22 protein-coding genes are annotated in these 24,584 nt (G+C 70.5%); 14 read left to right on the plus strand and 8 right to left on the minus strand.

The genetic code is table 11. From position 1 onward, the window contains the following. Nucleotides 1–48 precede the first annotated feature (48 nt). The 4 genes from ACTMTF_RS27240 to ACTMTF_RS27255 form a co-directional block, all read right to left on the minus strand. Nucleotides 49–1,095 carry a 2-oxoacid:ferredoxin oxidoreductase subunit beta gene (locus ACTMTF_RS27240; protein WP_441113214.1) on the minus strand — a complete coding sequence of 349 codons (1,047 nt, stop codon included), beginning with the start codon at nt 1,093–1,095 and terminating at the stop codon, nt 49–51. Then, nucleotides 1,088–2,932: a 2-oxoacid:acceptor oxidoreductase subunit alpha gene (locus tag ACTMTF_RS27245; protein WP_441113215.1), complete on the minus strand. Its 1,845-nt coding sequence runs from the start codon at nt 2,930–2,932 to the stop codon at nt 1,088–1,090. Before ACTMTF_RS27245 ends, ACTMTF_RS27240 begins: the two co-directional genes overlap by 8 nt. Before the next feature lie 122 nt (nt 2,933–3,054). After that, nucleotides 3,055–3,144, minus strand: coding sequence for a putative leader peptide (locus ACTMTF_RS27250; protein ID WP_311132193.1), 90 nt, complete (start codon nt 3,142–3,144; stop codon nt 3,055–3,057). A 33-nt stretch (nt 3,145–3,177) separates the two neighbouring features. Next, entirely contained in the window at nt 3,178–4,635 is a 1,458-nt protein-coding gene (locus tag ACTMTF_RS27255) for a polysaccharide deacetylase family protein (protein WP_441113216.1), read from the minus strand. An 86-nt stretch (nt 4,636–4,721) separates the two neighbouring features. Between ACTMTF_RS27255 and ACTMTF_RS27260 the strand changes: the two genes are divergently transcribed. From ACTMTF_RS27260 to ACTMTF_RS27280, 5 genes are read left to right on the plus strand one after another with little or no spacing between them, the layout of a single operon-like run. Beyond that, nucleotides 4,722–5,093 (plus strand): NADH-quinone oxidoreductase subunit A, encoded by a 372-nt coding sequence (locus tag ACTMTF_RS27260; protein WP_441113217.1) that lies wholly within the window; start codon nt 4,722–4,724, stop codon nt 5,091–5,093. A gap of 32 nt (nt 5,094–5,125) precedes the next feature. Then, entirely contained in the window at nt 5,126–5,638 is a 513-nt protein-coding gene (locus ACTMTF_RS27265) for an NADH-quinone oxidoreductase subunit B (RefSeq protein WP_441113218.1), read from the plus strand. Continuing rightward, nucleotides 5,635–6,171: an NADH-quinone oxidoreductase subunit C gene (locus ACTMTF_RS27270; protein ID WP_397005496.1), complete on the plus strand. Its 537-nt coding sequence runs from the start codon at nt 5,635–5,637 to the stop codon at nt 6,169–6,171. Before ACTMTF_RS27265 ends, ACTMTF_RS27270 begins: the two co-directional genes overlap by 4 nt. Next, nucleotides 6,164–7,117 (plus strand): NADH-quinone oxidoreductase subunit NuoH, encoded by a 954-nt coding sequence (nuoH, locus tag ACTMTF_RS27275; protein WP_441113219.1) that lies wholly within the window; start codon nt 6,164–6,166, stop codon nt 7,115–7,117. Before ACTMTF_RS27270 ends, nuoH begins: the two co-directional genes overlap by 8 nt. A 59-nt stretch (nt 7,118–7,176) precedes the next feature. Further along, nucleotides 7,177–8,085: a hypothetical protein gene (locus ACTMTF_RS27280; RefSeq protein WP_441113220.1), complete on the plus strand. Its 909-nt coding sequence runs from the start codon at nt 7,177–7,179 to the stop codon at nt 8,083–8,085. Here the strand turns inward: ACTMTF_RS27280 and ACTMTF_RS27285 are convergent. Both ACTMTF_RS27285 and ACTMTF_RS27290 read right to left on the minus strand, forming a co-directional pair. Next, complete coding sequence (locus ACTMTF_RS27285; RefSeq protein ID WP_441113221.1) at nt 8,057–9,079, minus strand: ABC transporter permease; 1,023 nt, start codon at nt 9,077–9,079, stop codon at nt 8,057–8,059. The genes ACTMTF_RS27280 and ACTMTF_RS27285 overlap by 29 nt on opposite strands. 204 nt (nt 9,080–9,283) lie before the next feature. After that, nucleotides 9,284–12,436 carry a BTAD domain-containing putative transcriptional regulator gene (locus ACTMTF_RS27290; RefSeq protein WP_441113222.1) on the minus strand — a complete coding sequence of 1,051 codons (3,153 nt, stop codon included), beginning with the start codon at nt 12,434–12,436 and terminating at the stop codon, nt 9,284–9,286. Between the two features lie 146 nt (nt 12,437–12,582). Between ACTMTF_RS27290 and ACTMTF_RS27295 the strand changes: the two genes are divergently transcribed. After that, on the plus strand, nt 12,583–13,596 hold the full coding sequence (locus ACTMTF_RS27295) for an NADP-dependent oxidoreductase (RefSeq protein ID WP_441113223.1): 1,014 nt from the start codon (nt 12,583–12,585) through the stop codon (nt 13,594–13,596). Between the two features lie 40 nt (nt 13,597–13,636). Beyond that, the gene (locus ACTMTF_RS27300; RefSeq protein WP_441113224.1) at nt 13,637–14,527 is read left to right on the plus strand and encodes a GNAT family N-acetyltransferase; all 891 of its coding nucleotides are present in this window, start codon (nt 13,637–13,639) and stop codon (nt 14,525–14,527) included. Nucleotides 14,528–14,850: 323 nt separating this feature from the next. On the opposite strand, the gene ACTMTF_RS27305 is transcribed toward ACTMTF_RS27300, so the two are convergent. Further along, complete coding sequence (locus ACTMTF_RS27305) at nt 14,851–15,258, minus strand: MarR family winged helix-turn-helix transcriptional regulator (protein WP_441113225.1); 408 nt, start codon at nt 15,256–15,258, stop codon at nt 14,851–14,853. 122 nt (nt 15,259–15,380) lie between these two features. Here ACTMTF_RS27305 and ACTMTF_RS27310 point away from each other — a divergent pair, with 122 nt between their 5' ends. Further along, nucleotides 15,381–15,767, plus strand: a complete 387-nt coding sequence (locus ACTMTF_RS27310; protein WP_441113226.1) for a tautomerase family protein — start codon at nt 15,381–15,383, stop codon at nt 15,765–15,767. Between the two features lie 226 nt (nt 15,768–15,993). Here the strand turns inward: ACTMTF_RS27310 and ACTMTF_RS27315 are convergent, their stop codons facing one another. Further along, nucleotides 15,994–17,175 carry a serine/threonine-protein kinase gene (locus ACTMTF_RS27315; protein WP_441113227.1) on the minus strand — a complete coding sequence of 394 codons (1,182 nt, stop codon included), beginning with the start codon at nt 17,173–17,175 and terminating at the stop codon, nt 15,994–15,996. Nucleotides 17,176–17,488: 313 nt separating this feature from the next. On the opposite strand from ACTMTF_RS27315, the gene ACTMTF_RS27320 reads away from it, so the two are divergent. Genes ACTMTF_RS27320 through ACTMTF_RS27345 form a run of 6 tightly spaced genes read left to right on the plus strand, consistent with a single transcriptional unit; the run spans nt 17,489 to nt 24,542 of the window. Next, nucleotides 17,489–18,265, plus strand: a complete 777-nt coding sequence (locus ACTMTF_RS27320) for a 4Fe-4S binding protein (protein WP_441113245.1) — start codon at nt 17,489–17,491, stop codon at nt 18,263–18,265. After that, a complete protein-coding gene (locus ACTMTF_RS27325) occupies nt 18,262–18,912 on the plus strand; it encodes an NADH-quinone oxidoreductase subunit J family protein (protein WP_441113228.1) in 651 nt (216 codons plus the stop codon). The genes ACTMTF_RS27320 and ACTMTF_RS27325 overlap by 4 nt, the downstream gene beginning before the upstream one ends. Continuing rightward, nucleotides 18,912–19,334, plus strand: coding sequence for an NADH-quinone oxidoreductase subunit NuoK (nuoK, locus tag ACTMTF_RS27330; RefSeq protein ID WP_441113229.1), 423 nt, complete (start codon nt 18,912–18,914; stop codon nt 19,332–19,334). The genes ACTMTF_RS27325 and nuoK overlap by 1 nt, the downstream gene beginning before the upstream one ends. Further along, complete coding sequence (locus ACTMTF_RS27335; RefSeq protein ID WP_441113230.1) at nt 19,331–21,268, plus strand: NADH-quinone oxidoreductase subunit 5 family protein; 1,938 nt, start codon at nt 19,331–19,333, stop codon at nt 21,266–21,268. Before nuoK ends, ACTMTF_RS27335 begins: the two co-directional genes overlap by 4 nt. Continuing rightward, complete coding sequence (locus tag ACTMTF_RS27340; protein WP_441113246.1) at nt 21,268–22,977, plus strand: complex I subunit 4 family protein; 1,710 nt, start codon at nt 21,268–21,270, stop codon at nt 22,975–22,977. Before ACTMTF_RS27335 ends, ACTMTF_RS27340 begins: the two co-directional genes overlap by 1 nt. Then, entirely contained in the window at nt 22,974–24,542 is a 1,569-nt protein-coding gene (locus ACTMTF_RS27345) for an NADH-quinone oxidoreductase subunit N (protein WP_441113231.1), read from the plus strand. Before ACTMTF_RS27340 ends, ACTMTF_RS27345 begins: the two co-directional genes overlap by 4 nt. The last annotated feature ends 42 nt before the right edge of the window (nt 24,543–24,584 follow it).

Genomic DNA, 24,584 nt, shown 5'->3' on the forward strand with positions numbered 1-24,584 from the left:
GACGCCGTCACCCCAAGGCGGCGGCGCCCACAGGCGCCAGGACAGGCGTCAGCCGATGCGCCAGGTGTCGCCACCCATGAGCAGGTCGCTGAGGTCGCCTCGGCCCTGCTGGGCCACGGCCTCCTCAAGCTGCTCGGCCATCAGCACGTCGTAGGCCGGGCGGTCCACCTGGCGGAAGATGCCGATCGGCACGTGCTGGAAGGCCGGCTCGTCCAGCCGCGACAGCGCGAAGGCCACCGACGGGTCCGGACGGTGAGCGTCGTGCACGAGGATGCGGTCCTCGCTCACCTCCGCCCTCGGGACGACCTCGATGCCGCCGTCGGCGGCCCTGACGACCGCCTTGGACGCCGACACGATCGGCTGCCCGTGCTCCAGCCGGAGCATGATGTCGTCGCGGACCTCCGGGTCCTTCATCGGCTCGAAGGCGTTGTCGTTGAAGATGTTGCAGTTCTGGTAGATCTCCACCAGCGAGGTGCCGCGGTGGGCGGTGGCCTCGCGCAGCACCGACTGCAGGTGCTTGCGGTCGGAGTCGATGGTCCTGGCGACGAACGACGCCTCGGCGCCCAGAGCCAGCGAGATCGGGTTGAACGGCTTGTCCAGCGAGCCCATCGGGGTCGACTTGGTGATCTTGCCGACCTCGGAGGTGGGAGAGTACTGGCCCTTGGTCAGGCCGTAGATCCTGTTGTTGAACAGCAGGATGTTGAGGTTGACGTTGCGGCGCAGCGCGTGGATCAGGTGGTTGCCGCCGATCGACAGCGCGTCGCCGTCACCCGTGATCACCCACACGCTCAGGTCGGGCCGGGAGGCGGCCAGGCCGGTCGCGATGGCCGGCGCGCGGCCGTGGATGGAGTGGAAGCCGTAGGTGTCGAGGTAGTACGGGAACCGGGAGGAGCAGCCGATGCCGGAGACGAACACGATGTTCTCGCGCCGCAGCCCGAGCTCCGGCAGGAAGCTCTGCACCGCGGCGAGGATCGCGTAGTCGCCGCAGCCGGGGCACCAGCGGACCTCCTGGTCGGACTTGAAGTCCTTCAGGGTCTGCTTGGCGTCCGCCTTGGGGATGAGGGCCAGGCCCTTACCGTTGATGTGCTCACTCACTGTCGATCACGTCCTGAATGACTCCGGCCAGCTCCTCGGCCTTGAACGGGAGCCCGCGCACGCGGTTGTAGCTGATGATGTCGACGAGGAAGCGGGCGCGCAGCAGCATGGAGAGCTGGCCGAGGTTGATCTCGGGCAGCAGCACCTTGTCGTAGCGCTTGAGCACTTCGCCGGTGTTGGCGGGCAGCGGGTTGAGGTGGCGCAGGTGTGCCTGGGCGACCCTGCCGCCGTCCTTCCTGATCCGCCGCACGGCGGCGGCGATCGGGCCGTACGTCGAGCCCCAGCCGAGGACGAGCACCTTCGTGTCGTCGTCGAGGTCGTCGACCTCCAGGTCGGGCACGTCGATGCCGGCGATCTTGGCCGCGCGCGAGCGGACCATCAGGTCGTGGTTGTCCGGGTCGTAGGAGATGTTGCCGGTGCCGTCGGCCTTCTCGATGCCGCCGATGCGGTGTTCGAGGCCGGCGGTGCCGGGGATGGCCCAGGGGCGGGCGAGGGTCTCGGGGTCCCGCTTGAACGGCAGGAACTCGCCGTCGTCGCCGTTCGGCGCCGTGGTGAACTCCTGCGAGATGTCCGGCAGGTCGGCGACCTCGGGCAGGCGCCACGGCTCCGAGCCGTTGGCCAGGTAACCGTCCGACAGCAGCATGACCGGGGTGCGGTACTTCACCGCGATCCTGGCCGCCTCGATGGCCGCGTCGAAACAGTCGCTCGGCGACATCGGCGCCACGACCGGCACCGGCGACTCGCCGTTGCGGCCGTACAGGGCCATCAGCAGGTCGGTCTGCTCGGTCTTGGTCGGCATGCCGGTGCTGGGCCCGGCACGCTGCACGTCCACGATGATCAGCGGCAGCTCGGTGGTGACGGCCAGGCCGACGGTCTCGGCCTTCAGCGCGACGCCGGGGCCCGAGGTGGTGGTGACGCCGAGCGCCCCGCCGAACGCCGCGCCGAGCGCCGCCCCGACACCCGCGATCTCGTCCTCCGCCTGGAAGGTGCGGATGCCGAACTCCTTGTGCCGGGACAGCTCGTGCAGGATGTCGCTGGCCGGGGTGATCGGGTAGGAGCCCAGGAACAGCGGCAGCTTGGACTGCACGGAGGCGGCGATCAGACCGTAGGCCAGCGCCTGGTTGCCGGAGATGTTGCGATAGACGCCAGGGGCGAGCTTGGCGGGCTTGACCTCGTAGGAGACAGAGAAGGACTCGGTGGTCTCGCCGAAGTTCCAGCCGGCCTGGAAGGCCGCGATGTTGGCCTTGGCGATCTCGGGCTTCTTGGCGAACTTCTGCTCGAGGAACTTGATCGTGTGCTCGGTCGGCCGGTGGTAGAGCCACGAGAGCAGGCCGAGGGAGAACATGTTCTTGGAGCGCTCGGCGTCCTTCTTGGACAGGTCGAAGCCTTCGAGCGCCTTGACCGTCAGCGAGGTCAGCGGCACCGCGTGCAGCCGCCACTCGGCCAGCGAGCCGTCCTCCAGCGGGTTGGCGGTGTAGCCGACCTTCTGCAGGTTGCGCTTGGTGAACTCGTCGGTGTTGGCGATGATATCGGCGCCGCGCGGCAGGTCGCCGATGTTGGCCTTGAGCGCCGCCGGGTTCATGGCCACGAGCACGTTGGGCGCGTCGCCGGGCGTGAGGATGTCGTGGTCGGCGAAGTGGAGCTGGAAGCTCGACACGCCCGGCAGGGTCCCTGCGGGAGCGCGGATCTCGGCGGGGAAGTTGGGCAGCGTCGACAGGTCGTTGCCGAACTCGGCGGTGCCGGCCGTGAACCGGTCGCCAGTGAGCTGCATGCCGTCGCCGGAATCCCCGGCGAATCGGATGATCACGCGATCGAGTTGCTGAACCTGCTTGGTCACGCCTCGGTCCTCCTCGACGCGCCGGGGCGCGGTGCTTCTGGCGCGTTCTCTGTTTCCATGCTAGATCCTCGAAAGGTCACGCGTTTGCAAGCTGGTCAAAGCGGGTAAACGCGGCGGGAAAGTCAGGGTGAAGTGGGAGAACGACGACACAGCCCTGACGCCAGTCTGCAGAGGTCCACATGCAGGCGTGCGAAGAGGACGGTTCGGGTCACGAGCGCCAACTATACGTCCCCCTGTCACATGACCTACGTCAGGGGCTCCTTGCGTACGGGTTTGTTCCCTGACGTGTAGAGCCGTCCGGCCCGCATGTTCGTGCCGTACAACTCCGGAACGGTGACGAACGTGTAACCCTTCCCGCGCAGCCTTTCGAGCATGTCCGGAATCGCGTCAACGGTCGCGCGGTTCACGTCGTGCATGAGCACGATCGCCCCCGGATGCGCCTGCTCCACCGCCCGGTCGGCGATCGAGCGGGCCCGGGGGTCGCGCTGGTCCTGGGTGTCGACGTCCCAGCCCACCAGGCACACCCCCAGCTCGCGGGCGACGTTCCGCACATCCAGGCTGACCGCTCCGTACGGCGGGCGGACGAGTGTGGGCGTCTGGCCGATCGCGGCGGCCACCACGCCTTCGGTGCTGCCCAGCGAGTCGGCGATCTTGCTGGACGGCAGCGTGGACAGGTCGCGGTGCGCCCAGCCGTGGTTGCCGACCAGGTGGCCCTCCGCGCTCATCCGCCGCAGCAGCTCGGGCCGGGCAGCGGCGCTGCTGCCCACCGGGAAGAACGTCGCCCGCGCGCCGTACCGGCGCAGCGTGTCGAGCAGTTCGGCGGTGTACGGCCCCGGGCCGTCGTCGAAGGTCAGCGCGACGCACTTGGTCTTCCCGCAGTTCACGGTGCCCGCGCCGGTGCTGGCGGCCGCGGGGACGGGCTGCGGCACGGTCGGCGGCCGTTTGACCGAGACCCGCTGCGCGGCCATGCGGACGGACTGCTGCGCGCGCCGTCCCGTCTCCGACAGCAGCGGCTCGACCTGGTCCGCCGGCACGGCCACGGCCAGTCGCCCGAGCGAGCACGGCCCGAGCTGGCAGTCGTCGAACTCCACCACCAGGTCGCCCGAGCCGTTGAAGGCCATCGAGTCGAACCGGTACGGGTCCGGTTTGACCTGCTCCCTGTCGATCTCCGGCCCGCGTGCCCTGAGCGCCTGCCTGACCAGGCGGGCGACCTCCTGCAGGGCGCTCCGGCCGGACAGCAGCCCGACAGAGTCGGTGGCCCGGCCGCTGAGCCGGTCGTACCAGAAGGTCCGGTTGCTGTTGCCCCAGTCGGCGCCCCGGAACTCGCCGGTGCGCAGCCGTACGCCGAGCACGTCGCCCACGGCGGTGAGCTGCCACTCCACGTTCAGCTCCGCGCCGTCCATGTTCCTGGACGACTCGCGGAAGTCGGCGAGCTGCCGCCGGGCCTGTTCGCGCAGCTTGTCGTTGAGGCGGGGGGCGTCGGGCAGCTCCGGGTAGCCGATGTACACGTGCCCGCCCGCCGACTCGCCGTCGGTGAGCGCCATGGGGGACAGCCCGGCGACGGTGGCGGGGTCGACGAACTCGATCCTCGTCGGGTCGGCGGGGACCAGGTTGTCGTGCTCCGGGGAGGCGGCCGCGAGCCCGCATCCCGTCGAGGAGCAGGCCAGCAGCACGAGTCCTCCGAAGATTCGGAGTTTAGGCATAGATGTCACCATATGTGGCGTATGGGGCGGTTTGCCTTGATTTGGGGGTATAGGGCGTTAGGCTTGAGCGAGTTACCATGCGTTGCATGGACGGCTACTACGGGTCCTATCTGCTGGTCGCGGCGCTGCTCGCAATCGGCGTCGCCATCGTGGCCGGGGCCATGACGGCCAACCGGCTGCTCAGACCGGACCGGCCCACCGCCGAGAAGCTGACCACCTACGAGTGCGGCGTCGACCCGGTGGGCGACGGCTGGGCCCAGTCGCAGGTCCGCTACTACGTCTTCACCTACCTTTACGTCATCTTCGCCGTCGACGCGGTCTTCCTCTTCCCGTGGGCCACCGTCTTCGACGCGCCCGGCTACGGAGTGACGACGCTGGTGGAGATGTTCGTCTTCCTCGGCTTCATCGCCCTCGGCATCCTGTACGCCTGGCGCAAGCGCGTGCTGAGCTGGACGTAGCCCTCGCCGGACATCCGCGTAAGAATGGCTATATGGCAGCGACGGATCTTCCGATGCCCACCGTGGGGCCGCTCTCCCGGCTGGCGCCCAAGCCGATGCGGTTCGTCCTCAACTGGGGGCGGCGATACTCCCTGTGGGTGTTCAACTTCGGCCTCGCCTGCTGCGCGATCGAGTTCATCGCGACCTCGATGAGCAGGCACGACTTCATCCGCTTCGGTGTGATCCCGTTCGCCAACGGCCCCCGCCAGGCCGACTTGATGATCGTCTCCGGCACGGTCACCGACAAGATGGCCCCCGCCGTCAAACGGCTCTACGAGCAGATGCCCGACCCCAAGTACGTCATCTCCTTCGGCGCCTGCTCCAACTCCGGCGGCCCCTACTGGGACTCCTACTGCGTGACCAACGGCGTCGACCAGATCGTCCCCGTCGACATCTACGTGCCCGGCTGCCCGCCCAGGCCCGAGGGCCTGCTCTACGGGATCATGAAGCTGCAGGAGAAGATCGCCGCCGAGAAGCTCGGCGACCGTTACGGGGAGGGCGTGTGACCGGCTTCGACCGGCTGGGGGAGCGGGCCGAGGTCACCGACACCTTCGGCGACACCGTCGTGGACGTCGCCCCCGCCGACTGGATCGAGCTGCTCACCATCGCCCGCGACGAGCTGGGCCACACCTTCTTCGACTGGCTGACCGGCGTGGACGAGCCCCCGGACACCTTCACCGTCGTGGCCCACGTCTACAACCCCGAGACCCGCGAGCGCCTGCTGCTGCGCACCCGGGTGCCGCATGACGACCCGCGCCTGCCCTCCGCCGTGGACGTCTACCGGGGGGCCAACTGGCACGAGCGGGAGACGTACGAGATGTTCGGGGTGATCTTCGAGGGCCACCCCAACCTGGTGCCGTTGCTGCTGCCCGACGGGTTCGAGGGGCATCCGCTGCGCAAGGACTTCATCCTGGCCGCCCGCGTGGCCAAGCCGTGGCCCGGCGCCAAGGAGCCCGGCGAGTCCGGTCACGGGGCGCCGAGCCGCCGCAAGACGTCGCCGCCCGGCGTGCCGGCGGACTGGGGAGCGCCTGATGCTTGACGTGGTGCTTGACGTGGTGCTGCGGTTCGCCGTCATCCTGGTCATCTTCCTGGTGCTGCCGCTGATCGTCGGGCAGACCGAGCACAAGGTCATGGCGCACATGCAGTCGCGCCTCGGGCCGATGTACGCCGGCGGCTTCCACGGGTGGGCCCAGCTCATCGCCGACGGGGTGAAGTTCATGCAGAAGGAGGACATCATCCCGGCCGCCGCCGACCGGCGCATCTTCATGCTCGCCCCCGGCGTGGCGCTCGTGCCCTACCTGGTCGTGCTGATCGCGCTGCCCGTCGACGACGGTTTCGTCGGCGTCGACCTGGAGCTCGGCCTGTTCTTCGTGCTCGCCGTGATGGGCATCGGCGTGCTCGGCGCGATCATGGCCGGGTGGGCGTCGGCCAACAAGTACTCCGTCCTCGGCGGCATGCGGGCCGCCGCCCAGCTCGTGTCGTACGAGCTGCCGCTGGTGCTGGCGGCCTCCTCGGTCGCGATGGCCGCCGGCACGCTGTCGCTGCCCGGCATCGTCGAGGCGTGGCAGTGGTGGTGGCTGCCCTGGCAGGCGATCGGCGGCGTGGTCTTCTTCATGGCCGGGCTGGCGGAGCTGCGCCGGCCGCCCTTCGACATGCCGATCGCCGAGTCCGAGATCATCATGGGCCCGATGACCGAGTACACCGGCATGCGGTTCGCCCTGTTCATGCTCGCCGAGTACGCCGGGATCGTCGTCCTGTCCTTCCTGACCACCGTGCTGTTCCTCGGCGGCTGGCACGGGCCGCTGCTGCCCGGCTGGCTGTGGACGCTGGTCAAGGTGTTCCTGCTGGCCTTCGTGGTCATCTGGCTGCGGGTCAGCTATCCGCGCCTGCGCGAGGACCAGCTCCAGAAGCTCGCCTGGGCCGGCCTGGTGCCGCTGGCCCTCGTCCAGCTCGCGCTCACCGGCGTCGTCAAAGTTCTGACCTGAAACTTCGCGCCCGCCCCGTTCGTCATAGGGGACAGGGGGTCCCATGGGGATGTGATCATGTGGACATTCAGTTGGTTCCGCACGGAGGCGCCGTCGAGGGCGGCCCGTGCCCGAGCACTGTCCTGTCGTGGGACGGCCAGGCGCTGACCGCCACCGCCATTAGTGAGTCGGTGCGGGTGACGCCCGCCTCCCTCTACCACTACGCCTACGACTCGGGCGGTGCGCCGGTGACCGGCCTGGCCGTGCTCGACGCCGACGGCCTGGTCATGCTCGACCTGCCCGGCGACTGGGATTCCCAGGAGCTGCACGACTTCGCCGAGCAGGCGGGGATCCCGGTCGCGGACGGCAGAGGCGATCCGCAAGCCCCCGCACTGCTCGCCGGCCGCGCGCCCGGCTGGCGCCGCCTGCACGGCCTCACCCCGCCGCGAGCGTCCCGCTGGCGCACGCCGCTGATCTACGGCGTCGGGCTGGCCGGGCTGGCGCTGATGGCGTACCTCATCTCGGTGGGGGCGTGGGCCGCCTGGCGAGGGCTGGCGCTGGCCGGCAGGCTGCTGATCGACGTCGTCGAGGTCAAGTGGCTGGTGGTCGCCTTCAGCCCGCTGCTGCTTGCCATCCGCCCGCTCCAGGCCCGCCTGCGCAGGTTCAGGGCCCGTAAGGGCGCGATCGCCGGACCGCCCGGCGGCCCGAACCTGTCGATCACCTCGGCCGGCGGGCTGCGCATCGACCAGGGCATGGAGCGCCTGGCCGACATCCAGGCGGCCGGTCTGCTCCTCTACCAGTACGAGGACCTGGCCGGCCTGTTCGTGATGAACGGCGCGAACGAGCCGCTGCACCACATCCCCGGCCCGTGGTCGCCGGACGACCTGCACCGCTTCGCCGAGCGCAACGGGCTCAAGCTGGCCGTGCACCGGATCAGCCGGGAGGAGTACCTCGATCTGGTCAGGGCGTGCCGGCACGCGTCCCCGTGACCAGGTTGGGCCAGGTCAGGAACACCACGCAGGACACCACCGCCCACGCCGCCAGCACCAGGAACGGCAGCGGATGCTGATGGCCGCCGAAGTAGACGGCCGTGTGCTGGGCGTTGACCGACGCGCCCGGCGGCAGCCATCGCCCGATCGCCCCGAACGGCGAGGGCAGCAGCGGCCACGACACCGCCCCGCCGGACGACGGGTTGCCGATCAGCACCATCACCCCCCACGTCGGCACCAGCGCCCAACGCCCGATGAGGGTGTTGAACATGGTGAAGACCATCCCTGACGTGAACATGGTCAACACCAGGATCAGCCATGACTCCACGAACGGCAGATCCAGCGCGCCGAGCAGCCAGTCGACCACCGCCGCGATGGCGAACCCGCCCAGCAGCGAGTAGGCGACGGTGAAGCCGATCCGCTGCCAGGGGCGTAGCTCTGCGGCGTGCACGCTGAGCTGGGCCGCGCCGAGAAAGCCGATGATCACCGCCGCGAGCGAGATGTAGAACAGCGCCAGCCCGCGCGGATCGCCGTGCTGCAGCGGCTTGAGATCCCGCACGGTCACCGGCACCCCGATGCGCGCCCCCACCTTCGGCCCGGCCTCCGAGAGCAGCTCGGCCACCGAGGCGCCCGCCGCGCCGGACACGTTCAGCCGCGCCCGATGCCGCTCCACCTGGATGACGCCGAACACCTGCTGCTCCTCGACCGCTTCGACCGCCGCCTCGTAGGTGGGGAAGTTCCGCAGCTCAAGCGCCGTCTTCAGCGCGCCTTCCATGCCCGACACGAACGCCGCCCGCTTCACCGGCCCCTCGGTGCCCACGACCGCCAAGGGGATCTGATGCGGCGTCGGGTTCGCCATCGCGTAGGTGTAGGAGCCCGCGAACGTCCCCGCCCCGGCGGCGAGGATGAACACCAGCACGGTCGCCGGCAGGAACGGCGAGTTCCTGAACGCCGACCACAGCTCACGCGGGTTCCGGGGTGTCAGTGTGGACATCGATCACCGTGGTCCCGTAGCGCGGTTCCGAATATCTGACGCATACCCGGCAGCATCCGGACGGGACGCGGCCGACCGTCAAGGAAGCGTCAAGCGACCGGCTCAGGCTTACGCCCATCCGCGACGGATCGCGCGCCCCACACTCCAGGCCCAGGCGGCGAGCACGATGACGCCGCCACCGGAGCCACAGCAGCGCCCTGTCGGTCAAAGCCCGTCCAGCCCGAGCCGGCATACCGGCCTTCGGGCGGTGATGCGGTCCACGTCGCCGCGCTCAGCCGGCGGCAGCGGCGCGCCCACCGACTCCCGGAGCGCGCCCGCCTCGCCGAGCAGCCGCGCCGCCTCCTCGTGCGCGCCCTCCAGCGCCGCCACCCCCGCCAGCCCTTCCAGTGCCAGCGCCACGGCCCTCGGGTCCCCTATTTCGCGGGCCACGGCCAGTCCTTCCTGATGCAGAGCCCGCGCCGCCCCGGCGTCACCCCGCTGCTCGGCGACGAAGCCGAGCTCTGCCAGCAGCAGCGCAGCGCCGTAGAACGGCAGCCCGTAGTCGGCCTTCAGCCTGCGGTTCCACGCCAGCGACTCGCTGAAGTACGCCCACGCGGCATCGAGATCGCCCGCCCGCCTCGCGACCAGCCCCAGCCCCACCCGGGCGAACTCCTCGGTGAACCGGTTCGACTGCTCCACCGCCAGCCGCATCCCCCGCTCATGGAACTCCCTGGCCCGGACGAGATCCCCGGTCAGCAGCGCGACCCGCCCCAGACTGGACAGCCGGTAGGACACGTCGGTCCACAGCCGGAGGTCCTCCGCGATGCGCAACCCCTCCCGGTGCAGGCGACCGGCCGTGTCGTAGTCCCCGGCGATCTCCGCCAGATAGCCCAGCATGTCCGACACCTGAAGCTGCCCCCAGCGGTCGCCCAGCTCCTCGAAGAGCTCTCGCGCCGCCGTCCCGGCCCGCCGGAGCAGCTCGAAGTCCCCCTGGAAGACGGCCTGCTTGGCCCGCGCGGCCAGCGCCGCCGCCTCCCCCCACCGGTCGCCGTCCGCCCGGAAGTCCGCCAGCGCCTGGTCGATGATCTCCACCGCGGTGGCGACGTTCCCGAAGTTCAGGTGAGCGAGCGCGAGGAACGGCCGCGCCCTCGGGTCAGCGGACCCCAACCCCTTCAGCGCGGTACGGCTACGCGCCAGCGGGTCGGCACCCTCGCCGATCAGCAGGCCGAACCCCGCCTCCCACGCCGCCGCCCTGGCCCGCCCCGCCGCCCCCTCAGCCGTCTCCTTCGCCGTTTCCGTACCGGCCAGTGCCCTGCCGAGCCAGCGAAGCGCCTCTCTGTGCCTGCCGCGTACGTACCAGTACCAGGTCAGTGCGTTGACCAGCCGCAGGTTCGGCGCTTCGAGCACCGCGCGCAGGTTCGGCATCTCGTCGTCCAGCCGCTGGAGCCACCGGCGCTGCCCGTGCCCGTACAGCTGAGGCGCGGCCCGCTCGGCCAGCTCCACGTAGTACGCGTCCCGCCGCGCCCAGGCCGGATCGTCGGCGTCGAGCCGCTCCAGGCAGTAGGCGGCGACGGACTCCAGCAGCCGATACCGCGTCTCCCCGGACGCCTGCCGCTCAGCCACCACCATCGATCTGTCCACGAGCTGCGCCACCACATCAGCGACATCCGGTGTGGACACCGCCTCCGCCGCCTCCAGCAGGCACCCGCCGGGGTGCACGGCCAGCTGGCACAGAGTGCGCCGTTGAGGCTCGTCGAGCTGCTCCCAGCTCCAGTCGATCATCGCCCGCAGCGTCCGCTGCCGCGCCGGCAACCCGCGCCCCGTGGCCGACAGCAGCCGGAACCGGTCGTCCAGCCGCTCGGCCAGCACCTGTACGCCCAGCGCCCGCACCCGGGTCGCGGCCAGCTCCAACGCCAGCGGCAGGCCGTCCAGCCGCCGGCAGATCGCCGCCACCGACGCGGCGTTCCCCGCCTCCAGCTCGAACCCCGGCGCCGCCGCGGCCGCCCGCGCCACGAACAACCGCACCGCCGCCGACTCCCGCAGCCGCGCCAGGTCCGCCCCGTCAGGAGGCAGGTCGAGCGGCGTGACCGCCTGCACCACCTCACCGGGCACCGCCAGCGCCTCCCGGCTGGTGGCCAGCACCCGCAGCCCCGGCGCCCCGCGCAACAGCACTGCCACCAGCTCGGCCACGGGCTCCACCAGGTGCTCACAGTTGTCCAGCACCAGCAGCACCCGCTGCCCCCGCAACGCCCCGGCGAGCCGGCTCACCAGCTCATCCCCCCGAGACCCCTGGCCTCCTGTCTCCTGGACACGGACCCCCTGGGCAGGAGCCTCCTCGTCGCGCAGGCCCAGCTCGGCCGCCACCACCTCGGCCACCGTGGTCAGCCCGCCGCCGCCCCCGGCCAGCTCGACCAGCCACACCCCGTCGGCGGCCGCACCGAGCGGCTGCGCCGCGACCGCGATCGCCAGCCGGGTCTTGCCGACCCCGCCGGGGCCCACGAGGGTGACCAGCCGTTCGGCGCCGAGCAGGTCGTGGACGTGCCGCACCGCCTCCTCCCGGCCCACCAGGTCCGTCAGCGGGACGGGCAGGTTCGTCCGGGGACGTGCTGCCGAGGTCTCGGGCGGGGGGACGGAGGCCAGCGCGGGATCGTGCGTCAGGATCGCCTGGTGCAACGCCGACAGCTCGGTGCCGGGATCCAACCCCAGTTCCTCGGCCAGCAGCCGCCGTAGCTCGGCGTACCCCTCCAGAGCCTCGCTCTGGCGGCCCGCCCGATACAGGGCGCGCAGGTGCGCGGCCCGCAGCCGCTCGCGCAGCGGATGCTCCCTCACCAGCCCGGCCAGCTCGTCGGCGAGCAGGCTGTGCTCGCCCAGCTCCAGCCGCGCCTCCGCCTGCTCCTCCAGCGCCGTCAGCCGCTGCTCGTCCAGCCGTACGGCCGCGATCCGGGCGAACTCCTCATCCCGGAAGTCGGCGTACGCGGGCCCCCGCCACAGCGCCAGCGCGTCCGCCAGCAGGTCCGCCCTGGCCCGAGCCTCGCCCGTCGCCCTGGCCCGGGTCAGCAGCTCGGCGAAGCGCAGCGCGTCCACCGAGCCGGCCGCCAGCGTGTAGCCGGCCGGCTGGTAGGCGACGAGCTCGCGCCCTCCGGGCTCCGCCCGCTCCAGAGCGCGCCGGAGCTGAGACACCTTCGTCTGCAGCGTGTTGCCGGGGTTGCCCGGCAGGCGCTCGCCCCAGAGGTCGTCGGCCAGCCGGTCCGGCGGCACCGGACGTCCTTCGTGGATCAGCAGGTCGGCGAGGAGCGCGCGAACCTTCACCTCCGGCACGCGCACGGGCCGTCCGTCGGCCGTCCACACCGCCAGCGGGCCCAGCACTCCGAATTCCACCAGGTCAAGGTAGTCCCCCGCGATCCTGCGGCACTACCCGGGCACCCGCCCTCAGCGAACCCCCAGTAGGTCGTGCGCGGCGTCTCGCACAGTGGAGCCAGGGCGACCGGTTCGTCCGCCGTAATCGCTGACCTTGGAGAATGATCATGCTTGCTGAGCAGCTCACCAGCCGGGAGATCCACCTGGCCGCCCGACCCTCGGGCGAGCCCGCCCCGGCCGATTTCACCCTGGCCCGCACCGTGCTCCCCGACCTGGCCGACGGCCAGATCCTGGTGCGCAACACCTGGATGTCGGTGGACCCGTACATGCGCGGCCGGATGAACGACGCCGAGTCGTACATCCCCCCGTTCCAGCTCGGCGCTCCCCTGGAAGGCTCGGCGGTCGGCGAGGTCGTGGCCTCCCGTGCCGACTCCGTCCCCGTGGGCGCGACGGTCGTGCACTTCCTCGGCTGGCGTGAGTACGCGATCGTGGACGCCGCCTCGGCGACGATCGCCGACACCGCGCTCGCCCCGGCGCAGGCGTACCTCGGCGCGCTGGGCACGACCGGCTTGACCGCCTACGCCGCACTCACCGAGGTCGCTCCCGTGCGGGATGGGGACGTGGTGTTCGTGTCGGCCGCGGCGGGCGCGGTCGGGAGCGTCGCCGGCCAGCTCGCCCGCAAGCTGGGCGCCGCCCGCGTGATCGGCTCGGCGGGCGGGCCGGAGAAGGCGGGCAAACTGGTGTCCGCGTTCGGCTATGACGCCGCGATCGACTATCGGGCCGGTTCGGTGGCGGGGCAGCTCGCCGAGGCGGCGCCGGACGGCGTGGACGTGTACCTGGACAGCGTGGGCGGCGACCACCTCGTGGCCGCCCTCGGCGCGCTGCGCGCCGGCGGCCGGATCGCGCTGGTGGGGGCGATCAGCGCGGTCAACGCCACCGAGCCCGTCCCGGGCCCGCACAACCTGTTCCAGCTCGCGTACAAGGACGCGACGATGCGCGGCATGCTGATCAACTCCTACTTCCACCTGTTCCCGGAGTGGGTAGGGAAGGCGGCGGGCTGGCTGGCCGACGGCTCGCTCCGTACGGAGTCGACCGTGGTGGAGGGGCTGGAGCAGGCGCCGGACGCCTTCCTGCGGATGATGCGGGGTGGCAACATCGGCAAGATGCTCGTCAGGCTCTAATGTGTTGCGCGGCCTGCCACCGTGGTGTTGAGGTGGGCGGGTGAATCGTGAAGCGGTGCTGGAGACGTTCGACCGTCAGCTTCGGCGGGAGGTCCGGCCTGACGGCGCCGGCGACCGGGTCGAGCGGGTGGCCGGGGTGGTGCGGCACCTCGCTGCGGCCGGCGACGGCGGGGTTGGCGACGGCGGGGTTGGCGACGGGACTGGTGACGGCGGGGTTGGCGACGGCGGGACTGGTGACGGCGGGACCGGTGATGGCGGGGTTGGCGGCGGCGGGGTTGGCGGCGGCTGGTCCGGCATCGTCTGGTCCGGCCTCGACGACGCCACGGCGGACGCGGCGATCGCCGCGCAGGTGCGCTACTTCACTGATCTCGGCCGCGAGTTCGAATGGAAGCTGTACGCTCACGACCGGCCGGCCGACCTCGCCGACCGGCTGGCGGCGGCCGGTTTCGTGCCCGAGCCGGCGGAGACGCTCATGGTCGCCCAGGTGGCCGACCTGCCGACCGGCGTCGACTTCCCCGAACCCGTTCACCTGCGCCCGGTGTCCACCCCTGCGGACGTGGACCTCATGAGGGACGTCCACGACCAGGCGTTCGGCACCGACTTCAGCGCTCTGCGAGCGAGCATGCTCACCCGGCTCGCCGCCGGCAGGCTCGTCGCCGTCCTCGCCATGGCCGGCGACCTCCCGGTCAGCGCCGCCCGGATGGAACTCCACGCGGGCACCGAGTTCGCCAGCCTCTGGAGCGGCGGCACCGTACCGGCCTGGCGCGGCAAGGGCATCTACCGGGCCCTGGTCGCCTACCGCACCCGCATCGCGGCCGAGCGCGGCTACCGCTACCTCCAGGTGGACGCCTCCGACGACAGCCGCCCCATCCTGCAGCGCCTCGGCTTCCACCCACTGACCACGACAATCCCGTACGTGTACCGCCCCTGACGAGGATCACGGTCGCCAGGAGACCCGCTGTACCGCCCCTGACCAGGGTCACGGTCACCCAAAGACCCGCTGCGCTAGCGCTGGCCTCAATGACGCTGCTCACCGCCAAGGCGGACCTGCACGCCGCCGACCGCCGATAACGCCGGGCCGACCGCAGCGCCGCGCCGACCGCAGCGCCCCGCCGACCGTCACGCCGCGCCGGCTACGGTGCAGCGCCGTTACGCCGCGCGAGCCGCAGGGCCGCGCGAGCCGCAGGGCCGCGCGAGCCGTAGAACCGTAACGCCGCGCCCGCTTCTATTCCGCACATATGTGAGTTCTTCGGCTCAGCCGTGCATCCGCTTGCCCAAGGCGGCCTCGTAGGCGCGCATCGTCCGTACGATCGTGGCGCGTTCCGCCGGCGTGAGGTCGCCCAGGACCTCGTTCCACGCCAGCGCGCTGCCCGCCAGCCACTCGCCGATCGGCTCGACGTACTGCGGTGCGATCGCGACGACCCGCCGTCGTCGATCGGCATCGTCCTCCTCACGCGTCAGGACGCCGCGGCGAGACAGGTCACCCACCATGAGGCTGACGGTCGTCGGAGCGATCTCCAGCCGCTCCGCCAACTGGCTCACCGTGAGAGAACCGTCGTACTGCAGGTAGGCCAGCAGTGACAGGTGGCGGGGTGCGAGATCGAGCGTCCGCAGCGCCTCCGGGACGGGCAACCGCTTGGCTCGCCCGACGATCCTGGGCATCAGCAGCAGCATGGCTCGAACCGCCATATCGGTGCTCAAACCGTCCGCGTTGTTGACCACCGGCACCTCGCAAATTACCTTTGACAGTAAAGCTAATTTGACAACAAACAAGGAGGTCCACCATGCCACATCTGACGGTCCGAGTTCTGGAGCCGCAGCTCCAGGGCAACGAATCGGCCCTCATCAGCGCGCTGACCGACGCGGTGGTCGAGGTGTACGGCGAGTGGGCCCGCGACGTCGCGGTCATCCACCTCGACGGCGTACCCACCGGACGCTGGGGCGCACGAGGCAAACCGGTCGACGAAGCCCCACCCACGATCACGTTCGGCATCCGCGAGGCGGCGTTCACCCGTCCCGACAGCGGCGAGCTCATTGCCAACCTCGTGCGAACCGTCACGGACGCCGTCGCCGACGTCCTCGGAGCGCACTGGCGCGACACCATCACGGTCGAGCTCGTCGCCACCCCGGCCGGCCGCACTGCGATCGGAGGTGTGATCGTCGACGGCTAGCCCCGTTTTCGCACGTGAGAGATCTTCAGGGGAGGTCTCGTGGATGGATGTCGAGAAGGTCCAGAAGGAGCCGTCGTAAAGCCGTATCCATCGGCCATCGTCCACGCCACAAGCCGGCGTCGCGCCGATGGGAGGCTGCGCTGAGAAGACATTGTGCGATGGGACGTTGCGCCGGGGAGCGATGGGGCGCTGCGCTGATGGAACGTATCGCTGATGGGAGAGCGCGCTAATGGACGATGGCCAGCATCACATCGGAGGCGGAAGGCCGGTTCTCGGCTTGTTTGGACAGGCAGGCACCCACGACCCCGCGAAGGTGCTGGGGCAGTGGCGATAAATCCGGATGAAAGGTGAGCACCCGGTTGAAGATCGCAGGCATGGTGTCCTCTCCGAACACGGGACGTCCCGTGGCGGCGAACATCATGGTCACGGCCCAGCTGAACACGTCGGACGGGGGCCCGACCTGCTCCCCGGACAACTGTTCGGGAGACATGTAAGGAGGCGTGCCGACCATCTTGCCCGCCGTCACCGTCACCTGATCGAGCGCCCGAGCGATGCCGAAGTCGATGACCCTCGGCCCGTCGTGGCCGATGAGCACGTTGCTCGGCTTGAAGTCGCGGTGCACGATCCCCGCCTTGTGGATGGCTGCCAGCGCCCCGGCTGTGGACAACGCCAGCCGCGTCAGGCTGTCCTCGTCCCGCGGCCCGTGACGGCGCACCAGTTGTTCAAGCGAGGGACCTTCCACGTATTCACTGACGATGTATGCGAACTGTCCCGTGATGCTCACATCGAGCACGCGGGCTGTGGAAAACGTCGCCACCCGCCGCGCCGTGTCGACCTCTCTGGCGAACCGATCCCGCGCGATCTCATCGACCAGGTCATGCAGCACCTTCACGGCCACCCGCACCCCGTTGGGCGCCATGGCGAGATAGACCGCTCCTTGGCCACCGCGTCCCAGCGGTTGGAGCACCCGATAGTGCCCGATCCATTCGGGCTCGTCCGCCCGATGGCGGAAGGAAGGGGCGGTGGTCCGGTGATGCACGCTGGGCGGAGGGGGCGGAGGAGGAACGGTGAGGGCGCCGGAACGCGCTTTGGCCATCGCGGGCACGAGGATGCCCGAGTGGATCACGCCGCCGATCCATGCGACCACGAACATGAGAGAGACAAGCGTGCTGAAGGGCTCGGGAATGTCCTCCACGTCGTCGTACGCCATGATCACGATCACGAAGGCGCCCGTGGAGAAGGCATAGGCGCACGCGGCGAGCACCTGCCACCCGCTCCTCAGCCAGAACGCCGCGAACCCGATCGTGAACGGGGTCGCCAAGCCGCACGAGACGAGGGAAAGGGCCGCCCACACGATCGAAGCGGCCCATGCCCCGCCACTGGGACGGCTCGGCTGGCGATACGACATGGCGAGAGACTATCGCTCCGTACTTGCGCATATCGGGCGTCGCCCGTTCTTGTGGATAACTTCCCGCCAACCTGTGGATGACTGTGGAAAACCTGGGGACAACGCGCTAGCTCATTCACCTGCGCGCTCAAGTGCGCCATGATGTTGAAGTATGGGACGGATACCCGGCGTAGGGCTCGCGAAGGGGCTTAGCATCACTCTTCGCCACATGCTGCGCAAATCCGACACCCAGCAGTATCCCGAGGTGAAACCCGCTCTCCCGCCGCGCAGTCGCGGGGTGATCGCCCTGGTCGAGGAGAACTGCACCTCTTGCATGCTCTGTGCCCGAGAGTGCCCCGACTGGTGCATCTACATCGACTCGCACAAGGAGACCCTCCCAGCGCCTGAAGGCGGCCGACCACGCCAGCGCAACGTCCTCGACCGGTTCGCCATCGACTTCGCCTTGTGCATGTATTGCGGGATCTGCATTGAGGTGTGCCCGTTCGACGCCCTGTTCTGGTCACCCGAGTTCGAGTACGCCGAAGGCGACATCCGCAACCTTCTCCACGAGAAGGACAAGCTGGGCACCTGGGTCGAAACAGTCCCACCGCCTCAGCTCCACGACGCCGGCGCCGAGCCGCCCAAGGAGCTGTCTGCCGCCCCCCGGCGCCCCGCCCGCGCCACCGACGCGCCCTCCGCCCGCACTCCGCGCGCACCGGGCAAAGCAGCCGCCCCTGGTACGAATGCCGCGCCCAGCGAAGCGCCCACCACGGATACGGACGCCGCATCCGTCAGACCAGAGCAGGCGCCCCCACCCGGTGAAGTGACTCCCTCTGACACAAGTACGCCCCCTCGACCCGCAACGGCGGAGCCCGACCCCAAGGCGGATGAGCCACCCATGCCCCGCCCCGGCGACGCGGCGTCATCCACAGGCGCGCCGTCCGGAGAAGAGTTGTCCACAGGCGCGGAGGAACCGCGAGCAGAGCCTGGGCCGGAGGGGCAGACTTCTGGCGCGAGACCGCCAAGGCGGAGGATGGCCGATCCTCGATCCATTCGCCCGCCCGGGCGGCTCGGCCCTGATCAGCCAAGGGAGCCAAAGGAGGAGTCGTGACCGAAGCGGTGCCCTCCTATCTGTCACCCACCGGGCAAGAGATCGTCTTCCTGCTCCTGGGAGCGGTGGCAGTCGGATCCGCGCTGCTCGTCGTCACGACCCGGCAACTGGTCCACGCCGCCCTCTGGCTCGTCGTCACCTTCGGCGCGCTGGCCGGCTGCTACCTGGTCCTGACAGCCGAGTTCGTGGCATGGGTGCAGGTCCTCATCTATGTGGGCGCCGTGATCGTCCTGCTGCTGTTCGGCATCATGCTCACCCGCGCGCCCATCGGCCGCTCCACCGACCTCGACAGCGGCAACCGGACGGCCGCGGCCGTGGTGGCGTTGGCGACGGCGGCCATCCTGGTCACGGTGGTGATCGACGGCTTCCGCATGGCCTACACACCCCTGACGCCCGGCCAGGGCGGAGCGGGGGTGCTCGGGGGCAGCATCTTCAGCACCTGGGTGCTGCCGTTCGAGGCGCTCTCGGTGCTCCTGCTGGCCGCCCTGATCGGCGCCATCGTGCTCTCCCGCACCGACATAACCGGCGCAAACGGTACGGATCCGCGCGGTGGTTCTCCCCGCGCAGCGACTGATGAGCCCAGCGGTCCGCCTCGTACGGACACACCCGGCGGAGGCTCGCCACCCGATCAGACCGGGAGCCAGTAGTGCACATCGTCTACCCGGCGGTCGTTTCCGCGCTCCTGTTCTCCATCGGCGTCTACGGCGTGCTCGCCAGGCGCAACACGATTCTTGTGCTGATGTCGGTCGAGCTGATGCTCAATGCCGTCAACCTCAACCTGGTCACGTTCGACGTATGGCTCGGCGACCGCCTGCACAGCGGCCAGGTGCTGACCCTGTTCGTCATCGTCATCGCGGCGGCCGAGGTAGGCGTCGGCCTGGCCATCGTGCTGGCCCTCTACCGCAACCGCAGGACGGTCGACATCGACTACCTGCGCGACCTGACGGAGCCCACGGACACCTCTTCCATGGAGCCGACCCAGGCGCCCCCGCAGCCCGAGACCGACGACCCGCCGGAAGAGCGTGACCACGCAGACGGTCGCCCGGCCGAGCGAGGGGGCAAGCCGTGACGACCTTCCCGTTGCTGGCCGTACTCCTGCCCTTCCTGGCGGCCTTCGCCGGCCTCCTGCTGTCACGCCGGCCACGGAGGCGCGCCCGTGAGGCGGACGCCCCTCAGCGCAACGGACCGGCCACCACCTCGGCCAACGCGCCCGACGCGGCCAACCGCAGGGCCGCCTGGATCGCGGTCGTGCCGACAGCCGCCGCGGCGGGGCTGGCCCTCTGGCTGGCCTGGGGCCAAGGATTCGCCTTCCTCGACGGCGGCCCCCGTTCGGCCCCTGTGGGCGACACCTACGGCGCGATCGACACCGGCGGCGTCCCGATCTCGCTCACGCTCCAGGCCGACGACCTCTCCGGCCTGCTCGGAGTGCTGGTGACGCTCGTGGCCCTGGCTGTGCAGGTCTATTCGATCGGCTACCTGAAAGACGACGCCCGCTACCCCTCCTACAGCGCCTTCATCAGCCTGTTCACCAGCGCCATGCTCCTCGTGGTCTACGCGGGCGACCTCCTCGTCCTCTACGTGGGCTGGGAGGTCATGGGCCTGTGCTCCTACCTCCTCATCGGCCACTGGTGGGAGGATCGCGGCAATTCGCGCGCCGCGGTCAAGGCGTTCCTGGTGACCCGGCTGGGCGACGTCGGCTTTCTGTTCGGCATCTTCGTGCTGGGAGGCGCCGCGGGCAGCTTCCGCATCGCTGACGTGCTGGCGAAGGTGCCTGAGATGTCCTCCGGCACGCTGGTCGCCGCCACGATGCTCCTGCTCGCCGGGGTCGCGGGCAAGAGCGCGCAGGTGCCGCTGCACACTTGGCTCCCCGACGCGATGGCGGGCCCGACGCCGATCAGCGCGCTCATCCACGCCGCGACCATGGTCGCCGCGGGCATCTTCCTCGTGGCCCGGCTCTTCCCCGCCTTCGCGGCGGCCCGGCCGACGCTAGACGTGCTCGCGGTCCTGGCCGCGCTCGGCATGCTCGGCGCCGCGCTGGCCGCGCTGGCGCAGGACGACCTGAAACGCGTGCTGGCCTACTCAACGGTCAGCCAGCTCGCCTACATGGCCGGAGGTCTCGCCGCCGGGTCCGACACCGCGGCGATCTTCCACCTGATCACCCACGGCGCGTTCAAGGCGCTGCTGTTCCTGTGCGCGGGCGTCGTGATCCACCACGTCGGCTCCAACCTGATGAGCCAGATGGGCGGGCTGCGCAGGGAGTTGCCGGTCACGTTCGCGGCGACGACGGTCGGCTTCGCCGCCCTCATGGGCCTGCCCCCGTTCAGCGGCTTCTTCAGCAAGGACGCCGTGCTGGTGGCCATGGAGGGCGCGCTCGCCGGCGGCCTCACGGACGCCGCCGCCCTGCTCCTGTACGGTTGCGCGCTCGCGACGGTGGCCGTCACCGGCGCGTACGCCGCAAGGGCCTGGCTGCGCACCTTCTTCGGCCGGACGCGGGCCGTCGCGCTCCCCGAGCCCGAGCCCGGCACGGCCCACGTCGTCGACATCCGCGAGGCGCCGTCCACGATGCTGGTGCCGGTCACCCTCCTCGCCGTCCCGGCCCTGCTGCTCGGCTTCGCCGGGGGCCTGCACCTCGACGTGCCGGTGGCGGCCGTCAGCGTCGCCCTCGCGCTGCTCGGCGCGGCCGTGGTGTACGCCTCGTGGCGCGGCGACCCCACGGTTGATCCGGCCCGGCTGCTCGGCCCGCTGCGGGCGCCGTGTGAGCAGGCGTTCTACGTCGACAACCTGTACGCCGCCGTCATCGTCCGCCCGGCCGTGGCGCTGGCCGGGCTCGTCGTTCGGACGGACGACACGGTGGTGGACGGCGCGGTGCGCGGCTCCGGCCGTTCGGCACGCGGGCTGTCCGGGCTGCTGCGATTCGCGCAGAACGGCAACGTACAGCTCTATGTGAGCGGCCTGCTGGCCGGAGTCCTTCTGATCGCGGTGGGGGCGGTGATGTTCACATGATGAGCTGGCTTCCCGTCGCGCTCCTCGCCGTGCCGTTGCTGGGGGCCTTCCTGCTCCTGGTGGCGCCGTCGATCCTGCGTCCGGTCCTGCCGGCTTACGGGATGGCCGTCTCCGGCGTGACGCTGGCGTTGGCCGTGGCGCTGGTGGCCACGTTCGACTACGGCCAGGCAGGGCGGCCTCAGTCCACCGTCGACCTGCCCTGGGTTCCCGGCCTTGACCTGCGCTTCCACCTCGGCGTCGACGGGATCTCGCTGCCGCTGGTCGCGTTGACGGCGCTGCTGACGTTCCTCTGTTTCGCCTATCTGAGCTGGGGCGACGCCCGGCGCCCCGGCCAGCTGCTGCACCCCAGACCGGGCGGGGCCAGGCCGAGGGCGCTGGTGTTCACGCTGCTGGTGCTCGAAGTGGGCATGATCGGCACGTTCCTCGCGCTCGACCTGCTGCTGTTCTTCGTGTTCTTCGAGATCGTGCTCGTGCCCATGTACTTCCTGATCGCCATCTGGGGCGGTGAGGGGCGCAGGGGCGCGGCGGTCAAGTTCATCCTCTACACGCTGCTCGGCTCGGTGGTGATGCTGCTCGGCCTGCTGCTCATCTGGGCGCAGACCGGCACCCTCGACATCGTCGCCCTCGGCCAGGCACACGGTGCCGGCATGTCGAGGGGGGTGCAGGTGCTCGCGTTCGTGGCGGTGGGGCTCGGGCTGGCGGTCAAGACCCCCATGTGGCCGCTGCACACCTGGCTGCCGGACGCCCACACGCAGGCCCCCACGGTCGGCTCTGTCCTGCTGGCCGGTGTGCTGCTGAAGATGGGCACGTACGGCTTCGCCAGGATCGCGATCCCGATCCTGCCGGAGGGTGCCGCGGTGGTGGCGCCGTGGCTGGGCGCCTTCGCCGTGGTCGGCATCATCTACGGCTCGCTGGCCTGTCTGGCGCAGCGCGACCTCAAACGGATGATCGCGTACTCATCCGTCGGCCACATGGGCTTCGTACTGCTGGGCTTCGCCACGCTGACGACGGTCGGCATCAACGGCGCCCTGTTCGCCAACGTCGCCCACGGCCTGATCACCGGCCTGCTGTTCTTCCTCGCCGGCGCGATCAAGGACCGCCATCACACCGCCGACATCCCGTCGCTCGGCGGCGGCATGCTGGCCAGGCTTCCCCACCTCGGCGCGGTCCTGACGTTCGCCTCGATCGCCTCGCTCGGCCTGCCGGGGCTGGCCGGGTTCTGGGGGGAGATGCTGGCGTTGCTCGGCGCCTTCCAACCGGCCGAGGTGCTGCCCAGCGCCCTGTTCCGCACCTTCATGGTCATCGGCGGTCTCGGCGCGGTCCTGACAGCGGCGTACTTCCTGGTCATGCTCTCCCGAGTCACCCACGGTGTGCCGTCCGTCCCGCTGCCCGTCCCCGCCACCACCGGCCCGGACGATCATCGTGTCGCGGCGGGACCGGGCAATGGCGCTGCCGCCGCCGCAGCGCCCGGTGAGCGCGCGGACGCGATCGTACGCCCACCGGCCGACCTCGCCGCCTGGGAGACGCCCGATGAGCGGCCGGTCGACCCCATGGGGACGGCCCGTCCGGAGGCGCTCGACATTCAGCGGTACGAACTGGTCGCCTGGGTGCCGTTGATCGTGCTGATCCTGCTCTTCGGGCTCTGGCCCAAACTCCTGCTCTCGCTCACCACGCCGGCCGTGCAGACTCTGCTGGGAGCACTGTCATGATCCAGCAGATCGACTACTTCGCGATCGCGGCCCCCTTGACCCTCGCCCTGGTCGCGGGACTCGTCCTCGTGCTCGACGCCTTCCTGCCGGCCCGGCGCGGGGTCAAGTCCGCACTGGGATTCGTGACGCTCGGGGGCGTGCTGGTCGCGCTGGGGTTCGTCGTGGCGCAGGCCGCCCTGGCCGGCTCCGGGACGCTGTCCACCTTCTGCGTTCCCGGCCACCTGGCCGGCGACGGCCCGCCCGGCGAGTCGTGCTCGTTCGTGGTCGACCGGCTCACGCTGGTCTTCGCCGGGCTGGTGCTGGTGGCGGCCGTCGTCGTGGTGCTGATGTCGATGACCGAGCTGGCGGAGGGCGACATCCCGGTCGGGGAGTGGCACTTCCTCCTGCTCTGCATGCTGACCGGCGCCGTGACGCTGCCCGCCTCGCGAGACCTGATCATGCTGGTGGTGGCGCTCGAGCTCGTCTCCCTGCCGGTCTTCGCGCTCACCGCCCTGAAACGCTACGACGGCCGCTCCTCGGAGGCCGCGGTCAAGCTGTTCCTGGTGTCGGTCGTGTCGACCGCCGTCATGCTCTTCGGGGTGTCGCTGCTGTACGGCGTCGCCGGGACGGTCTTCCTGCCACGGCTGGCGGCCGTCTTCAGCGGGGAGCTTCCGGCGCCGGGGTGGGCGGAGGGGTCCTCGTCCATCCTCGAAGCCGGTCACGGCCTGCCCGGCCTGGTCACGGTCGGGATCGTGCTCCTCGTGGCGGGGTTCGCCTTCAAGATCGCGGCCGTTCCCTTCCACTCCTGGGCGGCGGACGTCTATCAGGGCGCCCCCATCCCGGTCGCCGCCCTGCTTTCGGTGATCTCCAAGGCGGCCGGGTTCGCGGGCCTGATCCTTGTCCTGGTCCTCGCGCTGCCCGGCCAGTCGGCCACCTGGATCCCGATCATCGCGATCATCTCGGCCCTCACCATGACGGCGGGCAACCTGCTGGCGATGCGCCAGCGATCCGCCGTCCGCCTGCTCGCGTGGTCGTCCGTCGCCCAGTCGGGCTACATCCTCGCCCCGCTCGCGGTGGCGTTCCGGCCCGGCGGGAGCTCCGCGAACACGGCGGTCGGCGCCTCCGTGGCCTATCTGGTGATCTACGCCGCCATGAACCTGGGCGCCTTCGCCGTGGTCATGCTCGTATCCCGGACCGTGCCGCGCAACGAGCTGGACGACTACCGGGGGCTGGTGTCCCGGAGTCCGGCGGCCGCGCTGGCGCTGGCGTTCTGCCTGATCTGCCTGGCCGGGCTCCCGCCGGGGCTGGCCGGGTTGTTCGCCAAGATCGTGGTCTTCCGGGAGATCGTCGATGGCGGCGCCGGATGGCTGGCGGTGGTCATGGCGGTCAACACCGTGATCGGGCTCTACTACTACGTCGTCTGGACGGCCCGGCTCTTCACCCCCGAGCGGGCAGCGGCTCCGCCCGCGCGACGTCCGTTCCCCGCGGTCTGGGTGGCCATCGGCGTCGCGGTGGCGGTAGCGGTCCTGTTCTCGGTCGCGCCACAACCGGTGCTCGACATGACGTTCTTATCCGCTACGTACTGACATATCCACCCCCGTACTGAGGTGAGGGCCGGGTGCCGTCGC

Source organism: Nonomuraea sp. ZG12 (genome assembly GCF_052068115.1).
Taxonomy (GTDB): domain Bacteria; phylum Actinomycetota; class Actinomycetes; order Streptosporangiales; family Streptosporangiaceae; genus Nonomuraea.